Annotated in this window: 15 protein-coding genes and 2 pseudogenes; 11 read left to right on the top strand and 6 right to left on the bottom strand. The window is 70.0% G+C overall.

Annotated elements, in window-relative coordinates; translation table 11 throughout:
* Positions 1-6: 6 nt before the first annotated feature.
* The 4 genes and pseudogenes from F1D61_RS02680 to F1D61_RS02665 form a co-directional block, all read right to left on the bottom strand.
* The gene (locus F1D61_RS02680) at positions 7-1,464 is read right to left on the bottom strand and encodes an aldehyde dehydrogenase family protein (protein WP_203156399.1); all 1,458 of its coding nucleotides are present in this window, start codon (positions 1,462-1,464) and stop codon (positions 7-9) included.
* A pseudogene (locus F1D61_RS02675) lies at positions 1,461-2,737 on the bottom strand (NAD(P)/FAD-dependent oxidoreductase). Before F1D61_RS02675 ends, F1D61_RS02680 begins: the two are co-directional and overlap by 4 nt.
* A gap of 167 nt (positions 2,738-2,904) precedes the next feature.
* On the bottom strand, positions 2,905-3,780 hold the full coding sequence (locus F1D61_RS02670; RefSeq protein WP_203158895.1) for a GNAT family N-acetyltransferase: 876 nt from the start codon (positions 3,778-3,780) through the stop codon (positions 2,905-2,907).
* A 316-nt stretch (positions 3,781-4,096) separates the two neighbouring features.
* Positions 4,097-4,963, bottom strand: a complete 867-nt coding sequence (locus tag F1D61_RS02665) for a GNAT family N-acetyltransferase (RefSeq protein ID WP_203158894.1) — start codon at positions 4,961-4,963, stop codon at positions 4,097-4,099.
* Positions 4,964-5,265: 302 nt separating this feature from the next.
* On the opposite strand from F1D61_RS02665, the gene F1D61_RS02660 reads away from it, so the two are divergent.
* The 5 genes and pseudogenes from F1D61_RS02660 (at position 5,266) to F1D61_RS02640 (ending at position 11,796) form a co-directional block, all read left to right on the top strand.
* Complete coding sequence (locus F1D61_RS02660) at positions 5,266-5,622, top strand: cupin domain-containing protein (RefSeq protein WP_203156398.1); 357 nt, start codon at positions 5,266-5,268, stop codon at positions 5,620-5,622.
* 1,021 nt (positions 5,623-6,643) lie between these two features.
* Positions 6,644-8,248, top strand: a complete 1,605-nt coding sequence (locus F1D61_RS02655) for an ABC transporter substrate-binding protein (RefSeq protein ID WP_203156397.1) — start codon at positions 6,644-6,646, stop codon at positions 8,246-8,248.
* Positions 8,249-8,328: 80 nt separating this feature from the next.
* On the top strand, positions 8,329-9,285 hold the full coding sequence (locus F1D61_RS02650; protein WP_203156396.1) for an ABC transporter permease: 957 nt from the start codon (positions 8,329-8,331) through the stop codon (positions 9,283-9,285).
* A pseudogene (locus F1D61_RS02645) lies at positions 9,282-10,141 on the top strand (ABC transporter permease). Before F1D61_RS02650 ends, F1D61_RS02645 begins: the two are co-directional and overlap by 4 nt.
* Entirely contained in the window at positions 10,138-11,796 is a 1,659-nt protein-coding gene (locus F1D61_RS02640) for an ABC transporter ATP-binding protein (RefSeq protein ID WP_203156395.1), read from the top strand. The pseudogene F1D61_RS02645 and the gene F1D61_RS02640 overlap by 4 nt, the downstream one beginning before the upstream one ends.
* Positions 11,797-12,119: 323 nt before the next feature.
* Here F1D61_RS02640 and F1D61_RS02635 read toward each other — a convergent pair whose 3' ends face one another.
* Positions 12,120-12,596 carry an Lrp/AsnC family transcriptional regulator gene (locus F1D61_RS02635; protein WP_203156394.1) on the bottom strand — a complete coding sequence of 159 codons (477 nt, stop codon included), beginning with the start codon at positions 12,594-12,596 and terminating at the stop codon, positions 12,120-12,122.
* A 182-nt stretch (positions 12,597-12,778) separates the two neighbouring features.
* A complete protein-coding gene (locus F1D61_RS02630; RefSeq protein ID WP_203156393.1) occupies positions 12,779-13,180 on the bottom strand; it encodes an STAS/SEC14 domain-containing protein in 402 nt (133 codons plus the stop codon).
* A gap of 356 nt (positions 13,181-13,536) precedes the next feature.
* On the opposite strand from F1D61_RS02630, the gene F1D61_RS02625 reads away from it, so the two are divergent.
* The 6 genes from F1D61_RS02625 to F1D61_RS02600 all read left to right on the top strand — a co-directional run bounded on the left by F1D61_RS02625 (position 13,537) and on the right by F1D61_RS02600 (position 21,779).
* The gene (locus tag F1D61_RS02625) at positions 13,537-15,495 is read left to right on the top strand and encodes a YgiQ family radical SAM protein (RefSeq protein WP_203158893.1); all 1,959 of its coding nucleotides are present in this window, start codon (positions 13,537-13,539) and stop codon (positions 15,493-15,495) included.
* A gap of 790 nt (positions 15,496-16,285) precedes the next feature.
* Positions 16,286-17,308, top strand: a complete 1,023-nt coding sequence (gene tauA, locus F1D61_RS02620) for a taurine ABC transporter substrate-binding protein (RefSeq protein ID WP_203156392.1) — start codon at positions 16,286-16,288, stop codon at positions 17,306-17,308.
* A 236-nt stretch (positions 17,309-17,544) separates the two neighbouring features.
* Entirely contained in the window at positions 17,545-18,348 is an 804-nt protein-coding gene (locus F1D61_RS02615; protein ID WP_203156391.1) for a taurine ABC transporter ATP-binding protein, read from the top strand.
* Entirely contained in the window at positions 18,345-19,196 is an 852-nt protein-coding gene (locus F1D61_RS02610) for an ABC transporter permease subunit (RefSeq protein ID WP_246775684.1), read from the top strand. Before F1D61_RS02615 ends, F1D61_RS02610 begins: the two co-directional genes overlap by 4 nt.
* Before the next feature lie 41 nt (positions 19,197-19,237).
* Entirely contained in the window at positions 19,238-20,620 is a 1,383-nt protein-coding gene (locus F1D61_RS02605; RefSeq protein WP_203156390.1) for an aspartate aminotransferase family protein, read from the top strand.
* Between the two features lie 265 nt (positions 20,621-20,885).
* Positions 20,886-21,779: a LysR family transcriptional regulator gene (locus F1D61_RS02600; protein WP_203156389.1), complete on the top strand. Its 894-nt coding sequence runs from the start codon at positions 20,886-20,888 to the stop codon at positions 21,777-21,779.
* Positions 21,780-21,855: the final 76 nt, after the last annotated feature.

The following is a 21,855-nucleotide window of genomic DNA, read 5'->3' as shown; positions in this document are numbered from 1 at the left end:
TTCCTGCTACCGGTAGAAGCCCAGGATGGCCTTGGTCTCGAGGTATTCCTCGAGGCCCTCGCGGCCGTATTCCCGGCCGTTGCCCGAGCGCTTGTAGCCGCCGAACGGGGCGTGCGGGTCCCAGTCGGGGGCGTTGAGGTGGACCTGGCCGGCCCTGATCTGCCGCGCCACCGCCCGGACCTGCTCCATGTCGGTGCCGTGGACGTGGGCGCCGAGGCCGTAGATCGTGTCGTTGGCGATCGCCACCGCCTCCTCGACGGTATCGTAGGGCAGGATCGCCAGGACCGGCCCGAAGATCTCCTCCTGGGCGATCGCCATGTCGCAGGCCACCTCGGAGAAGACGGTCGGCCGGGCGAAGAGGCCTTCGGTCAGCCCCTCGGGCCGCCCCGGCCCGCCGGCGACGAGCTTGGCGCCCTCCTCGATGCCGATCCGGATCATGCGCTGGATGCGGTCGTACTGCGCCCGGTTGGCGATCGCCCCGTGGGTGGTCTCCTCGCGCTGCGGATCGCCGACCACGAACCCGGCGGCGGTCTTGGCTGCCAGGGCCTCGACCTCGGCGAGGCGGGCGCGCGGCACCAGCATCCGGGTGGGCGCGCTGCAGGACTGGCCGAGGTTGCGCATCGCCGCGGCGACGCCGAGCGGGATGCAGCGGGCGAGGTCGGCATCCGGCAGCACGACGTTGGGCGACTTGCCGCCGAGCTCCTGGCCAACGCGCTTGACGGTGGGGGCGGCGGCCTGGGCGACGAGGACACCGGCCCGGGTGGAGCCGGTGATCGAGATCATGTCGACCTCCGGATGGACGCTCAGCGCCTCGCCGACCACCGGCCCGGTGCCGTTGACGAGGTTGAACACGCCGGCCGGGCAGCCGGCCTCGTGCATCACCTCGGCGAAGAGCAACGCGCTCAGGGGCGACAGCTCGCTCGGCTTGAGCACCACCGTGCAGCCCGCCGCCAGCGCCGGGCCGACCTTGGCGGTGACCTGGTAGAGCGGCCAGTTCCAGGGCGTGATCAGCCCGCAGACGCCGATCGCCTCGCGGGCGATGGCGGTGGTGCCGCGCTGCGACAGGAACGGATAGGTGGCGAGCAGGTCGCGGGCGACCCGCAGATGCGCCGCGGCCAGCGGCACCTGGGCCTGGCGGGCGTAAGTGATGGGGGCGCCCATCTCGGCCGACAGTGCCTGGGCGAACAGCTCCAGCCGCTCCATCACCAGCCCGTGGACGCGGTCGAGGAGGGCCGCCCGCTCGGCCGGCGCCGTCCGCGACCAGGCCGGGAAGGCCCGGCGGGCCGCCGCCACCGCGTGCTCCACGTCCTCTCGGCCGCACAGTGCGATCTCGGCGATCACCGCCTCGCGCGCCGGATCGACGACGCCGACGCGCTCGCACGCCGCCGGCTCGCGCCACGCCCCGTCGCTGTAGAAGCGGTCGAGATGGCCGGCCTCGGTCAGGTGCCGGATGGGATCGGTCATTGGAAGCGGTCCTTGAGGCGGTAATAGGCGCCGACCACCGGCAGGAACCAGGGCGGGCCGAAATGGCCGGGGATGGCGGGCCAGGCGAACTGGCTCCAGGGGTTCAGCTCGGCGCGGCCATCCATGACCTCGGCCATGATCGTGCCCATCAGGGTCGACATCTGGGTGCCGTGGCCGCTGTAGCCCATCGAGTAGTAGATGCCGTCGCGCTCGCCGGCCCGCGGGAGGCGGTCGCGGGTCATGTCGACCATGCCGCCCCAGCAGTAATCGAGGCGGACGTCGCTCAGCTCGGGGAAGACGTCGTGCAGGGCGGCGCGCAGGATCGCGCCGCTCTTCTCGTCCGAGGCTGGGTTGGAGACCGCGAAGCGGGCGCGTCCCCCGAACAGCAGCCGGTTGTCGGGGTGGTGCGGAAGTAGTTGACGAGGTTCTTGGTATCGACCGCGTTGCGGCGGCGCGGGGTGAGTCGGTCGAGCATCTCCAGCGGCAGCGGCTCGGTGACGATCAGGAAGGCGCCGACCGGCACGACGCGCCGGCGCACCCAGCCGAGGGGGCCGGCCTGCGAGATGCCGCTGGCGAGGAGCACCTGCTTCGCCCGGACCGTGCCGTTCGGCGTGCCGACGAGGTGGCCGCCTCCCGGTGCGGCCTTCAGGCTCGTCATCGGGGTGCGCTCGTGCACCGCCACGCCGCGCCGCGCGGCGGCCTCGGCGAGGCCGCGGACGAAGCGGCCGACATGCAGGGCGGCGCTCTTGCGGTAGACCAGGCCGCCGTAATAGCGCTGCGACCCGACCTCGCCGGGAAGATCGGCGCGGCTCACCATCTCGGTGTCGGGATCGACGGTCGAGGCGAGCAGCTCCTGGCTGCGCGCCAGCTTGTCGTAATGCTCGGGCTTGGCCGCGAGCTTGATCTTGCCGACGCGGGAAAAGCTGCAATCGATCGCCTCTTCCCGCACCAGGCGCTCGACCGTGTCGACGCCGGCATCGAAGGCGCGATAGAGCCGGTCGGCGACCTCACGGCCGAGCTTGCCCGAGAGCGTGCCGTAATCCTGGGCAAAGCCGTTGTTGCACATGCCGCCGTTGCGGCCCGAGGCGGCGCCGCCGATTATGTCGGCCTCGAGCAGCACGACGCGGGCGCCCTTCTTGGCGAGCGCCAGGGCGGCCGATGAGCCGGTGAGGCCGCCGCCGATCACCGCGACGTCGCAGGTGCCCTCGACGGGGCCCTTCGCGCCGCCCGCAAACGGCGTCGACGTGTCCAGCCAGTAGGATGTGAGCTTCATGGCGATACCGGGAGAGGAGGATTCGGGGAGGCGGCGCCGGTCGGCGCCGCGGGCGGCCTCGGCATCATCGCGTCGGCCGCGAACGGCCGGTGCCGGGGCGGCCGCCGGATCGGCGGCGGCAATGGTGCAGGAGCAGGCTGATCAGCAGCATCGTCGGGCCGCTCCGGTCAGTTGAACGACTGGTTGGCCAGCGCGAAGAGGCGCGCCGGCCCGGTCGGCGGCAGGCCGCCGCGGACCATCGTGAGGGCGTCGCCGACCTTCGGCAGGCCGATTCCGGCGAGCCACGGCGAGAGCCGTGCGGCGTCCGGCGCGTCGACCCGCACGAAACGGCCGTCGAGGGGGGCGAGCGCCGCCGCGATCAGGCGGCACGCCTCGTCCCGGCTCCCGGCGACGACCGGCCCGACGACGTGGCCGCGGCCGAAAGGGCGGGAGACCGCGTAGCCCGCGGGCGCCCCGTCCCGCAGGAGCACGAGGCCTTCGCCGGCCGCGACGAGGCGGTCCAGCATCGGCCGGCGCGCGAACCCGGTCGCCTCGCGGTCGAGCCGCGCCACGGCGGCGAGATCCGCCGGATGCATCATGCGGACGTCGCCATCGGCATCGGACCCGGCCGCCCGGGAGCGCCGGAACGGGCCCTGGTGCTGCGACAGGGTGCCGACGGGCGTGAAGCCGTAGCGCTCGTAGAGCCCGCGGCCCGCCTCGGTCGCGTTGAGCAGGATGGTGCGCGGGCCGGCAGCCCCGAGCAGCGCCTCCAGGAGGCGCTTGCCGTAGCCCCGTCCCTGGGCCGCGCCCGACACGATGATCATGCCGACGGTCGCGCACGCGCCCTCATCGGGAAACATGGCCGCCGTGCCGATCACCGCGCCGTCGTGCTCCAGGGCGAAGCCCCGGCCGACCCGGAGGGCGAAGTCCCAGTCCTCGAGCCGGTAGGGCCAGGACATCTCCTGCGACAGCGCCAGGGCGCCCGGCAGATGCGCCGCCGCGAAGGGCACCAGGGCGACCGGGTCGGCCTCGGCTCGGAAGGCCGGGAGGGTTGCGGATTGCATCACGGAACGATGTCTCGCGCGGGTTGCAGGATGGGACGGGCAAGCTCCGCCCATCGGTCGCGAACGGCTGTCCGCCCGGAGACCGACGGCTGTCGCACGTCGTCCGGTCCGGCCAGATGATGTCTCGAGGGCACGACCCAGGATGAGCACGATCCCGATGGAGCCGCGGGGTTGCGGCCGCATCCGGATCGACGTGTCCTGCATCGTCTTCGTCGTTTCGGCGGTGACCCGCGTCGGCGACCGGTCCCGCGTGATCGTCACGAGGCGCCGATGCCGCGTCGGCAGGGCGTTTCGTGGCGCGGACGCGGGACGGCTCTCAGCTCAGGGCATGGGCCGCCAGGCCGTAGATCCCCGGGCGTCCGGGCTCGACCGGGGTGAGCGGCGCGCCGCGGGTCAGGGTCTTGGTGGTGTCGAACAGCTTCAGCCCCGCCGCTTCCAGGTAGGAGCGGAGCGGGCCGGGGGGCTGGCGTGTGTCGACGCGGACGAACCGGCCGTCGAGGCCGCCGAGGAGGGCCGACGCGAGGGTGACCGCGTCCTCCTCGCTCCCGGCCACCAGCGGCCCGATGACGGTGCCCCGCCCGAAGGCGCGGCGCATGCCGTAGCCGACGAGGCGCCCGTCGCGGCGCAGGCCGCGGATCTCGGCCGTCCCGGCGAGATGCGCCATCAGCCGGGGCCGGGCGGCCCCGAACGCGGCCTCGTCCAGGGCCGCGACCTCGCCGATCCCGGCGGGCGCGATCGCCTCGACCGCCCCGGCGGAGCCGGGGACCGGCGCGGCCCAGGTCGTGGCGTAGCCCTGGTGCTGGTGGACGATCGCCTGCGGCTCGAAGCCGAGGGAGACGTAGAGGCGATAGGCGGCGCGGGTCGAGTTGAGGATCAGCCGGCGCTCGCCGCATTCAGCGAGGATGCGGTCCATCATCCAGCGTCCGCCGCCCAGGGCCTGGACCCGCGGCGTGGTGATGACCATGCCGATCGTCGCGCAATCCTCGCCGTGGGGGAACCACATGGCGGAGCCGAAGACGCGGCCGATCGCGTCGGTGGCGACGATGCCGTGGCCGAGGGAGCGGAGCGCGTCCCAGTCGCCCGGGCGGTGCGGCCACTCGACGCCGAGCGACAAGGCGTGGAGCGCTTCCACGTCGACGGAGGCGATGTCCTGCGCGTTGAGCTCGAAGGACTTCAGCCGCATCGTGTTGGGGGACGTCGTCACCACATCAACTCCTTTCGGCCGGCACCGCGGGGCGCGACCCGGGCGTCGTGCTGCCCGCTTCGCCTCTCCATGGCGCCACCCTCCGCCGTAAGATGCGCTGGATCGCGCCGACATTTCCGCTGGAGATCGCGCGGTTTTCGGAATTTTCGCCCGAAGCCTCCCGATTTACGGCAGGAGCCCCCGGTCGTGCGTCGTTAGGTTCGGGGCGGTTCAAGGGGAAGGCGGGCGGTGCGTCGCAGCCGGCCAGCCGACGACCGGGCTCTCACGCCGAGGAAACACCTATGTCCCTTCTCGTCACCATCGACACGAACCCGCAATTCGCCCCGAAGCCGGGCCTGCCGCTGCCTGAGCGCCTGATCGCCGGCTCGCCCGAGTTCAAGACCTGGGCGCAGGACGAATCCCGCGGTGAGATGATCAAGACCGGCATCTGGGAGGCCACCCCGGGCGAGACCCATTCGATCAAGGGCACCACCTTCGAGTTCTGCCACATCCTCTCCGGCCTGGTCGAGATCGAGGAGAAGGGCGGCGAGACCAAGACCTACCGGGCCGGCGACAGCTTCGTCATGAAGCCCGGCTTCGTCGGCATCTGGCGCACGATCGAGACCGTGCGCAAGATCTACGTCTGCGTCTACGAGTGATCGCGGCCTGACGCAGAGAGCTGGTTTCGGAGGTGGGGAAGGCGGCCGTGAGGCCGCCTTCTTTGCGTTCGGGCGTAAGGTTCGAGACACCGCGAGGCTTGGCGCAGGTGCGGGAGCCACAGCCCTGCGTGGGGATGGTCCAGGGCGGAACCGGGCGGGAGAGGGGAGGGCTCGTGCCCTCGATCCGCCGCTCCCGCAATCCGCGCAACCTGCCGCGGCGTGTCCCGTGGCCCCACCCATGGGTCGGGGGTCGAACCCGGCGGCTTTGACGAAAGCACATTATTGCGCCTGCCGGCGGCACGACCGCCCGTCCGGCGCCCCGTGCCGCACATCCGGGCATGGAGGCCGGCCCCCGCGCGTGCCGCCTACCCCAATTCCGCCCTTCGTGAATCGCGGGCGACACCGGCAATATCGAGGAATAAATACCTCTATCGGTGATGGAATCAGTCATCGCGCCACCATTCTTCGCCCGGAATGCATGAGATGGTTCGCGATCGTCAGGAGTGAAGCTTGTAATGCGCTAACACAAGGCGGTGCGCGGCGCGTCGGGACTGTCCACGACAGGGTCCCACGATGCATCGCACAAATTTTGCCGCGACCGCAGATTCGCAATTTTGTGCCGTCCCCTTCCGTCGTTTCGGTGCAAATCGCGTTGCGGATGCGCCACACTGCTTTCATCGAGAACCGGGCCGCGCGCCGATCCCCCAGAGGGTTCGGAAGCGAGGGTGCCGGCCAGGATCGGATGGCACGGACTTCGCTCCATCCGCCGAGTTTTACCCGCCGCCGTTCGGCTCGACGACGGCGTCGGACCGCCCTCCCGCGCCCCGAGCGCGGGACGGGCCCTCGAACGCGACGGCCCGCGAGATCGGATGTCGCCCTTGGCCGCGTTCCTCGGCCGGGCCTCCACGACCGATCCGCCAGCGTCCTCGTCATGTCCGTCGTCGCGGGATGCGGCCCGCCTCGACCCGTACCCCGATCCCCGCGCCGCCGACGGACCCCCGTCGCACCAGGAGACTTTGCGATGAGCGACACGATGGCCAACTGGACGCCCGGCGACGATGCGATGGTGGAGACCGCCATCCGGCGCGGCGCCGACCGGCGCGAATTGCTGCGGATGCTGCTGGCGGGCGGCGTGTCCCTCACGGCCGGCGGCGCGATCCTGGGCCGGGCCGGTGCGGCGCTCGCCGCCGAGCCGGTGAAGGGCGGCCACCTCAAGATCGCGGGCTTCGCGGCCTCGACCGCCGACACGCTCGATCCGGCCAAGGCCTCCAACGCCACCGACTACACCCGCTCCTGCGCCCTCTACAACCGGCTGACCTTCATCAACGGCGCCGGTCTGGTCACGATGGAGCTGGCCGAGAGCGTCGAGAGCACCGACGCCAAGACCTGGACCGTGAAGCTGCGCAAGGGCGTGACCTTCCATGACGGCAAGAGCCTGACGGGCCAGGACGTCGTCTTCTCGTTGAAGCGCCACCTCGATCCCGCCGTCGGCTCGAAGGTCGCCACCCTGGCCAAGCAGATCTCCGAGGTCACGGCCGACGGCCTGACCGTCACGATCACGCTCGCTGCCGCCAATGCCGACCTGCCGACGATCCTCGGCCTGCACCACTTCATGATCGTGGCCGACGGCACCACCGATTTCTCCAAGGGCAACGGCACCGGCGCCTTCGTGCTCAAGGAGTTCAAGCCGGGCGTCCGCTCGGTGATGGCCCGCAACCCCAACTACTTCAAGAAGGGCCCGTATTTCGACAGCTTCGAGTACTTCGCCATCGCCGACGAGCCGGCGCGCCTCAACGCGGTCCTCTCCGGCGACGTCCATGTCGGCGCCAACCTCAGCCCGCGTTCGCTGCGCGTCATCGAGGGCAATGCGGCGATCGCGCCGTTCATCAGCAAGCTCGGCAGCTACGGCAACCTCATCCTGCGGCTCGACATGGCGCCGGGCGACAAGGCCGGGGTGGTCGAGGGCTTCAAGTACCTGATCAACCGCCCGGTGATCCAGAAGTCGGTCCTGCGCGGCCTCGCCGAGATCGCCAACGACCAGCCGATCCCGTCCTGGAGCCCCTATTTCAACGCCGAACTGAAGCAGCGCGAGTTCGATCCCGAGCGCGCCAAGTCCCTGTTCCAGAAGGCCGGCATCCTCGGCCCGGAGATCCGCATCACCGTCTCGGACGCCGCCAGCAGCTCGGCCGACTACGCCGCGGTGCTCCAGCAGGCGGGCGGCAAGATCGGCCTGAACCTGGCGATCGACCGCGTGCCGGCCGACGGCTACTGGTCGAACTACTGGCTCAAGGAGGCGTTCCACGCCGGCAACATCAATGCCCGGCCGACGCCGGACATCATGTTCTCGCTGTTCTACCAGTCGAACGCGCCGTGGAACGAGAGCCGCTACAAGTCGGCGAAGTTCGACGCGATGCTGCTCGAGGCCCGCGGCCTGCTCGACCAGGCGAAGCGCAAGCAGATCTACGGCGAGATGCAGGCGATGGTGGCCAACGAGGCCGGCACCGTGATCCCGGTCTTCCAGTCGAACCTCGACGGCGTGACCCCGAAGCTCAAGGGGCTGGTCGCCAACCCGCTCGGCGGCCTGATGGGCTACACCCTGCCGGAATACGCCTGGTTCGGCGCCTGATCGACATCCTCGCCGGGCCCTGGCGGGTCACCCATCACCCGCCGGGGCCCTCGTGCCGTAAAGCAGCGCCCGGGTCGTCCATGAACTCTCTCATCCTCCGCATGATCGCGGGACGCGTCGTGGTCACCCTGCTGACGCTGCTGATCGTGGCGGTCGTCATCTTCTGCGCGACCGCCCTCCTGCCGGGGGATGTGGTCCAGATCCTGCTCGGCCAGTCGGCGACGCCGGAGGCGGTGGCGGGCCTGCGCCAGGCGATGCATCTCGACCAGCCGGCCGCCCTGCGCTTCCTGCTCTGGCTGAAGAACCTCGCGACGGGCGATCTCGGCGTGTCCTACGTCAACAACATCCCGGTCGCCGAACTGATCGGGAACCGCCTCGGCGCCTCGCTGAAGCTCGCGGCCGTGACCGCGGCGATCTCGGTGCCGTTCGCCCTGACCCTCGGCATCACCGCGGCGATCCTGCGCGGCACGCTCGTCGACCGGATGATCTCGGTCTTCACCATCGCGGTGATCTCGGTGCCCGAGTTCCTGGTGGCGACCCTCGCGGTGATCGTCTTCGCCGTCTATCTCGGCTGGCTCCCGGCCCTGTCGATGACCGGCGACGTGACGACGATCGGCGGCCTCATCAAGGCCTTCGCCATGCCGGTGATCACGCTGAGCTTCGTCGTCTCGGCGCAGATGATCCGGATGACGCGGGCCGCGGTGATCGAGACCCTGAGCGCGCCCTACGTCGAGATGGCCCTGCTCAAGGGCGCCTCGCGCCGCCGCATGGTGCTGCGCCACGCCCTGCCGAACGCGCTCGGGCCGATCGTCAACGCGGTGGCGCTGTCCCTGTCGTATCTCCTCGGCGGCGTCATCATCGTCGAGACGATCTTCAACTATCCGGGCATCGCCAAGCTGATGCTCGACGCGGTGTCGACCCGCGACCTGCCGCTGATCCAGGGCTGCGCGATGCTGTTCTGCTTCGCCTACCTCCTGCTGATCACCATCGCCGACATCGTCACCATCGTCTCCAACCCGAGGCTGCGCCACGCATGAGCGTCTCCCTGTCCAGCACGGAAGCCCCGCGCCGCTGGCGCATCGGCTACCGGATCAGCCCGGTCGGGGCGGTGGCCTTCCTGGTGATCCTCGCCTGGGCGGTCGTCGCGGTGATCGCGCCCCTGATCGCCCCCCATCCCGTCGGCGAGATCGTCGATTTCGACTTCTTCCAGCCGATGTCGGCCGCCTACCCGATGGGGACCGACTATCTCGGGCGCGACGTGCTCTCGCGCATCCTGTTCGGCGCCCGCTACACGGTGGGGATCTCGCTGGCCTCGGTGACGATCGCCTGCTTCTGCGGCGTCACCCTCGGCATGGCGGCGGCGGTGATCGGCGGCGTCTTCGATGCCGCGCTCAGCCGCTTCCTCGACGCGCTGATCTCGATCCCGAGCAAGATCATGGCGCTGGTGCTGGTGGCGGCGATCGGCTCCTCGATGCCGGTCCTGATCCTGACGCTGGCGGTGATCTACACCCCCGGCTCGTACCGCTTCGCCCGCGCGCTCGCCGTCAACGTCAACGCCATGGACTACGTCACCGTGGCGCGGGTGCGCGGCGAGCGTCTCGGCTACCTCATCCGGGCCGAGATCCTGCCGGGCATCATCGGCCGGTCCTGGCCGATCTCGGCCTGCGCTTCGTCTTCATCGTGCTGCTCCTCTCCAGCATGTCGTTCCTGGGGCTCGGCGTGCAGCCGCCGAACGCCGATTGGGGCGCGCTGGTGAAGGAGAACATCGGCGGCCTGTCACTCGCGGCGCCCGCGGTGATCTTCCCGCTCATCGCCATCGCCAGCCTGACGATCAGCGTGAACCTGCTGATCGACAACCTGCCCCAGAAGATCCGCGACCGGAGCGCCGCATGACCCGCCTCGTCGAAGTCCGGGACCTGCGCATCCAGGCGCGTACCGATGCCGGCCGCATCGTCGAGATCATCCGCGGCGTCTCGTTCGACATCGACGAGGGCGAGATCGTCGCCCTGATCGGCGAGAGCGGCTCGGGCAAGACCACCATCGCCCTCGACCTGATGGGCTATACCCGCCCCGGCTGCCGGGTCACCGGCGGCACCGTCACCCTCGACGGCGTCGAGATGGGGGCGCTGCCCGAGAGCGGGCGGGCGGCGATCCGCGGCTCGCTGGTCTCCTACGTGCCCCAGAGCGCGGCGGCCGCCTTCAACCCCGCCCACACCATCATGGACCAGGTGGTCGAGGTGGTGCAGATCCACGGCTCGATGCCGGTGGCGGATGCGCGCATCAAGGCGGTCGGGCTGTTCCGGGCCCTGGCCCTGCCGAACCCCGACACGATCGGCGACCGCTATCCCCACCAGGTCTCCGGCGGCCAGCTCCAGCGCCTCTCCGCCGCCATGGCGCTGATCGGCGACCCCAAGCTCGTGATCTTCGACGAGCCGACCACGGCGCTCGACGTCACCACCCAGGTCGAGGTCCTGCGCGCCTTCAAGTCGGTGATGCGCAAGGGCGGCATCGCGGGCGTCTACGTCTCGCACGACCTCGCGGTGGTGGCCCAGATCGCCGACCGGATCATCGTGCTGCGCCACGGCGAGATCCAGGAGGAGGGACGCACCGCCGACATCCTGGAGCGCCCGCAGCACCCCTATACCCGCCAGCTCCTGGCGGCGTTCCGGCCCGACGCCGCCCCGCGCCCGGCCCGTCTCGACCAGGACGAGGCCCCGCTCCTCGAGGTGCGCGGCATCGTCGCCGGCTACGGCAAGCCCGGCGCGGACGGGCTCCCGCCGATCCGCATCCTCAAGGATGTCAGCCTGTCGCTCGCCCGCGGGCGCAACCTCGGCATCGTCGGCGAATCGGGCTGCGGCAAGTCCACCCTCGCCCGGGTCATCGCCGGGATCCTGCCCGCGGCCCGCGGCGAGATCGTGCTCGACGGCCGGACCCTGGCGCCGGATTTCCGGAAGCGCCGCCGCGAGGACCTGCGCGATCTCCAGATCGTGTTCCAGTCCGCCGACACCGCGCTCAACCCGCACCAGTCGATCGGCGAGATCCTGGGCAGGCCGCTCGCCTTCTATCACGGCATGGGCGGCCGGGCGCGCGAGGCGCGGATCGACCAGCTGCTCGACATGGTGCGGCTGCCGCGCGCCTTGCGCCATCGCCGCCCCGCCGAGCTGTCCGGCGGCCAGAAGCAGCGCATCAACCTCGCCCGCGCGCTGGCGGCCGATGCCAAGCTGATCCTGTGCGACGAGATCACCTCCGCGCTCGACACCGTGGTGGCCGCGGCGATCATCGAGCTCCTGAAGGAGCTCCAGCGCGAATTGTTGCTGTCCTACCTGTTCATCAGCCACGACATCGAGACCGTGCGGGCGATCTGCGACGAGGTCGTGGTGATGTACAAGGGCGAGAAGGTCGAGCAGCTGCGCCCCGACGTGAATGACGGGCGGCCGACCCAACCCTATTCGCGGCTCCTGTTCTCCTCCGTGCCGCAGCTGCGCACCGGCTGGCTCGACGGGCTGGCGCAGGACCCGGAACTGACCCGGGCCTTCGCGCAACGGTGAGGGGGCGGATGCGCCGGTTCGGGCCGGCATGGCCTCCCGTGAAAAGGGGCTGTCCGGTTAAAAGACGAGGCGTGGGTTTCCCTCCCCCCTCTGCGGGGGAGGGTGGCCTACGGAGTAGGCCGGGAGAGGGGACGCCGCTTCCGGATAAGATTGAACCGTTCTGACAGGCGCCATCTGGAACAGCGTCGCGCTGCCCCTCTCGGCGGGACTTCGTCCCGCTGCCCCGGCTCCGCCGGGCACCCTCCCCCGCAGAGGGGGAGGTTAACCCCGCGCGATCCCTTTCCCGGACAATCCTGCGTAAATCGAGATTTCCGCCACCCACCTCAAAGCTTGAACATCGTATCCAGCGGCAGGTACGTCCGCACGAGTGGCGACTTCAGCACGACATAGGTGAAATATTGCTCGATGCCGACATCGAGATCCAGAAGTCGCTCCATCGTCGTCTGGTACTCGGTGACGTCGACCGTGACGAACTTGAGCAGATAATCGTAGCCACCGGAAATGAGGTGGCATTCCATGATCGACTCGATCTTCTCCACAGCCGCCAGGAACCGGGCGAAATCCGCCTGCCTGTGGTTCTTGAGCGTCACTTCGGTGAAGACGGTCAGGGCCTGCCCCAGCTTCGACAGGTTGATCTGGGCGGAATAATTCGCGATGTAGCCTTCCGTCTGAAGCTTCTTCACCCGCATGAGGCAGGGGCTCGGCGACAGGTTGACCCGCTCGGCGAGCTCGACGTTGGTAATGCGGCCGTTCTTCTGGAGTTCAGAAAGAATCTTGAGATCGATCCGGTCGAGCTTCATCGGCAGCTATCTGGTTCGTCATCCACGACGTTGAGTTTCGCCGCGTGGCGTGCGCCCCGCAATCGATCGGTCACGGCGAATACCAGAACATTCGTCTTCCGTCCTGCGGCGGGCGGCAGAAAATGCCACCATGCGCGTGATCCCGTGGGAGGGCCGGGTCCCGGCCATCCCGGGCGGCCCCGTCAGGCCTTGGCCGGGCCGGCCTCGTCGAGATAGGCCCAGGCCTGCGCCTCGTCGGCGAGGTCGAACGTCCGGGTCTCGACCGGCAGCACCGCTCCGGACAGCGTGATCATCGCCCGGGCGAAGGCCGGCGCGCCGACCACGACGTAGTTCCGGATATGGGCCACAGAGCGGGCCATCACCCCGGTGGCGTAGGCGTCGAACCGCGCGCCGAGATCCGAGCCCTCGTAGTGCGACATGATCAGCAGCATGTCGATCGTGTCGTGCGCCGTCATGGCCTCGTCGACGAGGGCCGACATCCATTCGATGTCCGGCTTGGTGATCCGGTCCTTGACCTCGAAGGCCAGGAGATCGGGCCGCTTCGCCTCGCGCCGGATGATCGAGCCGTCGGGTGCCGTGGTCATCAAGCCGTCTCCACCGTCCCCGCCTCGGGGCCACGCTCGACAAACGGCGGATGACCGCTTTTGATCCGGCGGGCCGACGCGGCCGGCCCGGGGCTGTTGCCCGATCAGCTTGGCTGTACGAGGGGCGGCCGCGCCCCGATACAGCGGCAGGTCGGCCTTGCCCTGCATTGTGCTTGGCCCTGCCTTGATCGCGCCGTTCGTTGATCTCGCGGTCCCGGCGGATTATGCATCGCGCCATGGAACTCCACGCGCCCGTCCCGCATTCGCCGGCTCCCTCGCGGTCCCCGGCTCTCCCGCCCTGCACGCCCCTGGCCTGCAAGCCGCCGCGCGCCGGCAAGGCGGCGCCGTTCCTGCCGATGAGCCGCGCCGAGATGGCGGCGCTCGGGTGGGATGCCTGCGACATCGTGCTGGTGACCGGCGACGCCTATGTCGACCATCCGAGCTTCGGCATGGCCATCATCGGCCGGCTGCTCGAGGCGCAGGGGTTCCGGGTCGGCATCATCGCGCAGCCCGACTGGCAATCGGCCGAGCCGTTCACGGCGCTCGGCCGGCCGAAGCTGTTCTTCGGCGTCACCGGCGGCAATCTCGATTCGATGGTGAACCGCTACACCGCGGACCGGCGGCTTCGCCACGACGACGCCTACACGGCCGGCGGGGAGGGCGGGAAGCGCCCGGACCGCTGCACCATCGTCTACACGCAGCGCTGCCGCGAGGCCTACAAGGACGTGCCGATCATCCTCGGCGGCATCGAGGCCTCCCTGCGCCGCATCGCGCATTACGATTACTGGTCCGACAAGGTGCGTCGCTCGATCCTGGCGGATGCCAAGGCCGACCTGCTCATCTACGGCAATGCCGAGCGCGCCGTGGTCGAGGTGGCCAACCGCATGGCCGCCGGCGAGGCGCCCCACGAGCTCGATTCGATCCGCGGCGTCGCCCTGTTCCGCCGGGTGCCGGAGCACAATACCGAGCTGCCCGCCGACGACCTCGATTCGGCCGACGAGGCCGCCACGCGGAAAGCCGGCGACACCGTGATCCGGCTCCCGGCCTACGACGACGTGAAGGACGACAAGGAGGCCTATGCCCGCGCCTCCCGCGTGCTGCACCGGGAGGCCAATCCCGGCAATGCCCGCCCGCTCGTGCAGCGCCACGGCGACCGCGACCTGTGGGTGAATCCGCCGCCGATCCCGCTCACCAGCGAGGAGATGGATTCGGTCTACGACCTTCCCTACGCGCGGGCCCCCCATCCGTCCTACGGCGACGCCAAGATCCCCGCCTGGGACATGATCAAGTTCTCGGTGACGATCATGCGCGGCTGCTTCGGCGGCTGCACCTTCTGCTCGATCACCGAGCACGAGGGCCGGGTGATCCAGAACCGCTCGGAAGGCTCGATCCTGCGCGAGATCGAGCGGATCCGCGACAAGACCCCGGGCTTCACCGGCGTGATCTCCGACATCGGCGGGCCGACCGCCAACATGTACCGGATGGCCTGCAAGGACCCGAAGATCGAGGCGGCGTGCCGGCTGCCCTCCTGCGTGTTCCCGGACATCTGCCCCAACCTCAACACCTCGCATGACGACCTGATCCGGCTCTACCGCAAGGTCCGGGAGGTGAAGGGCGTCAAGAAGGTGATGGTGGCCTCGGGCGTGCGCTACGACCTCGCGGTCAAGAGCCCCGAATACGTCAAGGAGCTCGTCACCCACCATGTCGGCGGCCGCCTGAAGATCGCGCCCGAGCATACCGAGCGCGGGCCGCTCGACAAGATGATGAAGCCGGGGATCGGCACCTACGATCGTTTCAAGGAGATGTTCGACGCCGCCGCCAAGGAGGCGGGCAAGAAGTACTACCTGATCCCGTACTTCATCGCGGCGCATCCGGGCACGACCGACGAGGACATGATGCACCTCGCGCTCTGGCTCAAGAAGAACGACTACCGCGCCGACCAGGTCCAGACCTTCCTGCCCTCGCCGATGGCGACCGCGACCGCAATGTACCACACCGAGGTCAACACGCTGAAAGGCGTGCGGCGCGGCGGCAGCGAGCCGGTCGAGGCGATCAAAGGCCTGCGCCAGCGCCGGCTGCACAAGGCGTTCCTGCGCTACCACGACCCCGAGAACTGGCCCATCCTGCGCGAGGCGCTGCGGGCGATGGGCCGCGCCGACCTCATCGGGCCGCGGCCGGACCAGCTCGTGCCGTTCTCCCAGCCGCCGGGCACCGGGCTCGGCGCGAAGCCGGGCGCCAAGGGGCGGGGCCCGCAGCGGCCGGCCGGCGGCGGGCAGCGGTTCACCACCAAGGGCGTGCCGCCGCTGAGGAAGTGACGGTCGCGGGCGCCTGCACCCTCCCCCCTCTGCGGGGGAGGGTGCATGCTCACAGCCGTTGCTCCCGCATGTGCAAAGCCTTGTGTATTCTGCACCCTGCGGTATGTCGGCCGAGGGTGTCCACCAGTTCGAGGGGTTGATCGGCCCCAGCCTCTTGCTCCCGAGCCCTTGCCGGGAGCCGCACGGACCTCACGTTCGAGAGACCCGCGATCGAACCCGTTCCCGCCGCATGCCCGACGCCACCGCCCCCGGCCGCCCTTCCTCGCCGGAGGTGGGCGGATGGGCGCGATGATGCGCGCCCATGACTGGTCGGGCGCGCTGAGGAGAGCGCGGCCGGATTCTCGCTCCTGCATAAACCCTGCTCGGCCGAGCAGGTCTCGCGCCTCCTGCGCAAGGTGATGCAGCGCAAGCCGTGGCGGCAGACGGCGAAGGCCTGATCCCGGCCGCAGGCCGGGGCCGCCACTCATGTAAAAATTTTCCTCTTACTTTCGGCGTGGGGGAGGTTCCCTGCATCGGCACTGCCGTGATCGAGGAATGGACCATCTCCCGGTTGCCCGAGCAGGGAGAAGATCGTTTTCGCACGCCCGCGGGACCGCTTACGATCGGGATTGACCTTGGGTCGCCCGGATCGGAAACGGGCGGCGGATGCCCGCGCGAGCGGTGGCCGCCGTGCCGAAAACCCGCTCCCGGCCGCCCCTTCCCGGAGCGCGGCCCGAAACCTGCTTGGGGGATCGGGATGCCGAGGCGACGGCAGGCGCCCGCACCGCCGGGTTCGCAACGAGGACCGTGCATGACCACCGGCATGATCACCCGCAAGACCCTGCTCTCCGCCCTCGCCGCCACGGCCCTCGGCGCGCTCGCCGGGCTCGGCCCGGCCCGGGCGGCGGACAAGAGCCTGACCTTCGCCTACCAGGACATGACGACGCCGATCCGCGTGCTGATGGAGAGCGGCGAGCTCGAGAAGCGGACCGGCACCAAGGTGAAGTGGGTCAAGTTCGCCACCGGCGCCGACGTCGTCCGCGCCATGGCGTCGGGCAGCGTCGATGTCGGCGAATCGGGCTCCGCGGCGATCGCCGCGGCGGCCTCGCAGGGACTGCCGATCAAGCTGTTCTGGATTCTCGACGATATCGGTGATGCCGAGCAGCTCGTCGCCCGCAAGGGCGCCGGCATCGCGTCGATCAAGGACCTGAAGGGCAAGACGATCGCCGTTCCGTTCGTCTCCACCGCCCATTACCAGCTGATGTACGCCCTGAAGGAGGCGGGTCTGGGCCCCAAGGATGTCCGCATCCTCAACATGCGCCCGCCGGAGATCGCCGCCGCCTGGGAGCGCGGCGACATCGACGCCACCTTCGTCTGGGCGCCGGTGCTGACGAACGTCAAGAAGACCGGCACCGTCCTCGCCTCGGCCGGCGACTTCGCCGCCAAGGGCAAGGCGACCTTCGACGGCATCGTGGCGACAGACGCCGCCCTCTCGGCCCACCGCGACTTCCTGGTCACCTTCGCGCGGCTGCTCGCCGCCGCGGATGCCGACTACGCCAAGTCGGGCGGCACCTGGACCGCGACCTCGCCGCAGGTGGCGGCGATCGCCAAGTGGACGGGCGCTGCGCCCGCCGACGTGCCGGATTCGCTCGGAGCCTACCGCTTCCCGACGCTGCCTGAGCAGGCCTCGTCCCGCTGGCTCGGCGGCGGGGCGGCCGGTGCGCTCAAATCGACGGCGGAATTCCTGAAGGAGCAGGGGCGGGTGCCCGAACTCGCGCCGAATTACGGCGCCTTCGTCACCGCCGACGTGGTCGACGCCGCCCTCAAGCCCTGAGCTGCCATGGGACTCTCCCGCCCTCGACCTCGTCCTGAGGTGTCAGTCCATCGGAGATGGACTGACCGCGAAGGAGGGCTCCAGACGTCTCCGCGATCCCTGGAGCCCTCCTTCGAGGCTCCTTTCAGTCGCACCTCAGGATGAGGTCGTGTTTGGGAGGGGCGGGAGCCTCAAGTGAACGGTCCTGTCGTGGGCCGTCCGAAGCTTGCATGACTGACCCTGAAAGAGATCCGCCGATGCTCGAGATCACTAAGCTCAGCGTCCATTACGGCGAGGGCGAGCGCGCGACCCTCGCCCTGTCCTGGATCGACCTGACGATCGAGCCGGGAGAGTTCGTGGTGGCGCTCGGCGCCTCGGGCTGCGGGAAGACGACCCTGCTCAACTGCATCGCCGGCTTCCTGCCGCCGACGGAAGGGCGGATCCTGCTCGACGGGCGCCCGGTCACCGGGCCGGGGGCCGATCGCGGCGTGGTGTTCCAGCGCCACGCCCTGATGCCCTGGCTCGACGTGCTCGACAACGTCGCCTTCGGCCTCACGATGCAGGGGGTTCCGCGACGGGACCGCGAGGCGCGGGCCCGCGCCATGCTCGACCTCGTCGGCTTGAGCGATGCGGGGGGAAAGCGGATCTACGAACTGTCGGGAGGCATGCAGCAGCGCGTCGGCATCGCCCGGGCGCTCACCGCCGATCCGCGCATGCTCCTGATGGACGAGCCCCTCGGCGCACTCGACGCCTTCACCCGCGAGCAGGTCCAGGAACTGATCCTGACCGTCTGGGCGCGGACGCGGAAGATGGCGTTCTTCATCACCCACGAGGTCGAGGAGGCGATCTTCCTGGCGACCAAGCTCGTCATCATGACGCCCCGGCCGGGGCGCATCGCCGAGATCATCCCGCTCGATTTCTGCCGCCGCGTCCTCGCCGGCGAGCCTTCCCGGGCCGTGAAGTCGAGCCCCGACTTCATCGCCATGCGCGAGCGCGTGCTGCACGTCATCCACGACCATGGCGGGGCGAGACCCGCATCCGAGCGAGGAGCCGCCGCGTGAACGAGGCCGCCACCGAGATGCCCGACGCGGCGACCCGCACCCTGTCCTCGGTCCGCCGGCGCCGCGCGGCGATGCGGGGCGTCGCCCCGCCGCTATGGCTCATCAGCCTCGCCACCATCGCGGTCGCCTTCGTCGCCTGGCTCGCGGCGACGCAAACAGGCCTCATCAAGCCGCTGTTCCTGCCCCGGCCGGCGAGCGTGCTCGGGGCGTTCTCGGATGCGCTCGACGGACGCATCGACGGGGCGCCGCTCGTCGAGCACGTTATGACCAGCCTGATGCGGGTCGTCGGCGCCTTCGTGCTCGCGGCCCTCGTCGGCATCCCGGTCGGCCTCGCCACGGGCCTGAGCCCGAGCTTGCGGGCGATCCTCGACCCGTTCATCGAGTTCTACCGGCCGCTGCCGCCGCTCGCGTACCTGCCGCTCGTCATCATCTGGTTCGGCATCGGCGAGACCTCGAAGATCCTGCTGATCTTCCTCGCCTGCTTCGCCCCCGTCGCCCTCGCGGCGCGGGCCGGCGTCTCGGCGGCGAGCCTCGACCAGGTCAATGCCGCGCGGGCGCTCGGCGCCAGCCGGGCGCAGGTGGTGCGCCACGTGATCCTTCCGGCAGCGCTCCCCGACATCCTGGTGGGCCTGCGCATCGGCATGGGCGTCGGCTGGACCACCTTGGTGGCCGCCGAGATGGTCGCGGCCTCGACCGGCATCGGCCAGATGGTGCTCAACGCCTCGAACTTCCTGCGCACCGACATCGTGGTGATGGGGATCCTGGTGATCGGCGCCCTCGCGGCGGCGTTCGAGTTCGGCATGCGCCGGCTGGAACGGCGCCTCGCCCCGTGGAAGGGTAAGGTCTGACGATTCCCGCCGATTCGCCTGCCCGATTCGAAGGACGCCCGATGAACGACATGTCCCGCACCAACGACCTGCGCCACGTCATCGAGGCGGACCGGGCCCATGTCTGGCACCACCTCTCGCAGCACAAGCCCTACGAGACGACCGACCCGCGGGTGATGGTCGAGGGCAAGGGGATGCGGGTCTGGGACGCGACCGGGCGCGAATATCTCGATGCGGTCTCCGGCGGCGTCTGGACGGTCAATGTCGGCTACGGCCGCACCAGCATCGCCGACGCGGTGCGCGACCAGCTGGTCAAGCTCAACTACTTCGCGGGCTCGGCCGGCTCGGTCCCGGCGGCCCTGTTCTCCGAGCGGCTCATCGAGAAGATGCCCGGCATGAGCCGAGTCTACTATTCCAACTCGGGATCGGAGGCGAACGAGAAGGTATTCAAGATGGTGCGCCAGATCGCGCACCGGCACCATGGCGGGCGCAAGTCCAAGATCCTCTTCCGCGAGCGCGACTATCACGGCACGACGATCGGGGCGCTGGCCGCCGCCGGCCAGGACCAGCGCCGCGACCAGTACGGCCCGTTCCCGGACGGGTTCGTCCCGGTGCCGCACTGCCTCGAATACCGCAGCCAGTGGGGCGCGGTGGAGAATTACGGTGAGCGGGCCGCCGACGCGATCGAGGCGGTGATCCTGCGCGAGGGGCCCGACAGCGTCGGGGCGATCTGCCTCGAACCCGTCACCGCTGGCGGCGGGGTCATCACGCCGCCGAAGGGCTACTGGGAGAAGGTGCAGGACATCTGCCGCCGGCACGAGATCCTGATCCACATCGACGAGGTGGTCTGCGGCATGGGCCGCACCGGCGCGTGGTTCGGCTATCAGCATTACGGCGTGAAGCCGGATTTCGTGACCATGGCCAAGGGCGTGGCCTCGGGCTACGCGGCGATCGCCTGCACGACGACGACCGAGGCGGTGTTCTCGCTGTTCAAGGACGATGCCGCCGACCCGATGTCGTACTTTCGCGACATCTCGACCTTCGGCGGCTGCACCGCCGGCCCGGCGGCGGCGCTCGAGAACATGCGGATCATCGAGGACGAGGGCCTGATCGAGAACACGATCGCGATGGGCGAGCGGCTGATGGCGGGCCTGCACGGCCTCGCCGAGCGCCACCCGGTCATCGGGGATGTCCGCGGCAAGGGCCTGTTCTGCGGCGCCGAGCTCGTCGCCGACCGCACCACGAGGGAGCCGGCGGAGGAGAAGCGGGTCCAGGCCGTGGTGGCCGATTGCATGGCGAACGGCGTCATCATCGGCGCCACCAACCGCTCGCTCGCCGGGCTCAACAACACGCTCTGCCTCAGCCCGGCCCTGATCGCGACCCCGGCCGACATCGACCGGATCGTCGAGACGATCGACGCGGCGCTGGGGCGGGTGTTCGGCTGAGCGCCGCGGATCCGACAGCGGCCTGACGGCGGCCGGCCATGGGCTCCCACCCTCGGACCTCATCCCGAGGTGGTGGCGACCGGAGATCGCGCACGATCGGGGATCGACCGACCGCGAAGGAGGGGGCTGGTCGACGGGTCGCCCGCGCCCCAGCCGCAGGGCCGCGCGAACGGATCGTCGCGGATATCGGGCCGCAGGCCGCTCCCGTGGTTTGGCATGGTCCGAACCTTGCTGCACACTGCCCCGCCGCGAACCGGGACGGAGCATGGCGGACCTGCGAAGCCTCGAGATCTTCTACTGGACCGCCTCGCTGTGCAGCTTCCGCAAGGCGGCGGAGCGGATGAACACCTCGCAGCCGGCGGTGTCGCAGCGCATCGCGGCGCTCGAGGAGGAGTTCGGCGTGCGGCTGTTCGAGCGGCGCGCCCGCTCGGTGGTGCTGACGGCCAAGGGCCGCGACCTTCTGCCTTACGCCGAGCGTTTCCTGCGCCTGCGCACCGAGATGATGCAGGCGGTGGCCGGCCCCGGGTCGCTGCGCGGCGTGCTGCGGCTCGGCGTCTCGGAGACCATCGTCCATACCTGGCTGATGCGCTTCATCGCCCGGATGAACGAGGCCTATCCGGGCGTCACCGTCGACATCGCGGTCGACATCTCGCCCACCATGCGCGATGCGCTCCTGAACCGGGACCTCGACCTCGCCTTCCTGGTCGGGCCGATCACCATGCCGAGCCTGGTCAACCTGCCGCTCTGCAGCGTGTCGCTCGCCTGGATCGCCGCGCCGTCCCTCGATCTCGGCCCCGGCGAGGTGAGCCTGGCGGCGCTCCTGCGCCATCCCCTCATCACCTATCCGAAGAACACCAACCCCTACGTGTGCTTGCGCGAGATGCTGGCGCAGTCGAACCTGCCGCCGCCGCGCCTGCACAGCAACGCCTCGCTCTCCACCATCGTCCGGATGGCGCGGGAGGGAATCGGCATCGGGGTGATCCCGCCGGAGGTGGTGCGGCGCGACCTCGACGAGGGTGCGCTGCGGATCATCGCCCCGGCGCCTTCCCTGCCCGACATCGGCTTCACCGCCACCTATCCGAACGCGCCCGATTGCGGGCTCGCCGCGACGGCGGCGCGGCTGGCCTGCGAGGTCGCGGCCGAGCCGGACTGGCGATGATAAGCTCCCCTTATCGAAACCGATGCGAAAAGACGATTTGTCCTTACCTGCTCAACCGGTGATCATGGCGCATCGG

Origin of the sequence: Methylobacterium aquaticum (assembly GCF_016804325.1) — a bacterium.
In the GTDB taxonomy this organism is placed as follows: Bacteria; Pseudomonadota; Alphaproteobacteria; order Rhizobiales; family Beijerinckiaceae; genus Methylobacterium; species Methylobacterium aquaticum_C.
This window is presented reverse-complemented; position numbering and strand designations above follow the sequence as displayed.

What these genes read in the sequence shown, in the direction of transcription:
- F1D61_RS02680 (WP_203156399.1), bottom strand. Translation starts at nt 1,464, where the DNA reads ATGACCGATCCCATCCGGCACCTGACCGAGGCCGGCCATCTCGACCGC.
- F1D61_RS02670 (WP_203158895.1), bottom strand. Translation starts at nt 3,780, where the DNA reads ATGCAATCCGCAACCCTCCCGGCCTTCCGAGCCGAGGCCGACCCGGTC.
- F1D61_RS02665 (WP_203158894.1), bottom strand. Translation starts at nt 4,963, where the DNA reads ATGCGGCTGAAGTCCTTCGAGCTCAACGCGCAGGACATCGCCTCCGTC.
- F1D61_RS02660 (WP_203156398.1), top strand. Translation starts at nt 5,266, where the DNA reads ATGTCCCTTCTCGTCACCATCGACACGAACCCGCAATTCGCCCCGAAG.
- F1D61_RS02655 (WP_203156397.1), top strand. Translation starts at nt 6,644, where the DNA reads ATGAGCGACACGATGGCCAACTGGACGCCCGGCGACGATGCGATGGTG.
- F1D61_RS02650 (WP_203156396.1), top strand. Translation starts at nt 8,329, where the DNA reads ATGAACTCTCTCATCCTCCGCATGATCGCGGGACGCGTCGTGGTCACC.
- F1D61_RS02640 (WP_203156395.1), top strand. Translation starts at nt 10,138, where the DNA reads ATGACCCGCCTCGTCGAAGTCCGGGACCTGCGCATCCAGGCGCGTACC.
- F1D61_RS02635 (WP_203156394.1), bottom strand. Translation starts at nt 12,596, where the DNA reads ATGAAGCTCGACCGGATCGATCTCAAGATTCTTTCTGAACTCCAGAAG.
- F1D61_RS02630 (WP_203156393.1), bottom strand. Translation starts at nt 13,180, where the DNA reads ATGACCACGGCACCCGACGGCTCGATCATCCGGCGCGAGGCGAAGCGG.
- F1D61_RS02625 (WP_203158893.1), top strand. Translation starts at nt 13,537, where the DNA reads ATGAGCCGCGCCGAGATGGCGGCGCTCGGGTGGGATGCCTGCGACATC.
- tauA (WP_203156392.1), top strand. Translation starts at nt 16,286, where the DNA reads ATGACCACCGGCATGATCACCCGCAAGACCCTGCTCTCCGCCCTCGCC.
- F1D61_RS02615 (WP_203156391.1), top strand. Translation starts at nt 17,545, where the DNA reads ATGCTCGAGATCACTAAGCTCAGCGTCCATTACGGCGAGGGCGAGCGC.
- F1D61_RS02605 (WP_203156390.1), top strand. Translation starts at nt 19,238, where the DNA reads ATGAACGACATGTCCCGCACCAACGACCTGCGCCACGTCATCGAGGCG.
- F1D61_RS02600 (WP_203156389.1), top strand. Translation starts at nt 20,886, where the DNA reads ATGGCGGACCTGCGAAGCCTCGAGATCTTCTACTGGACCGCCTCGCTG.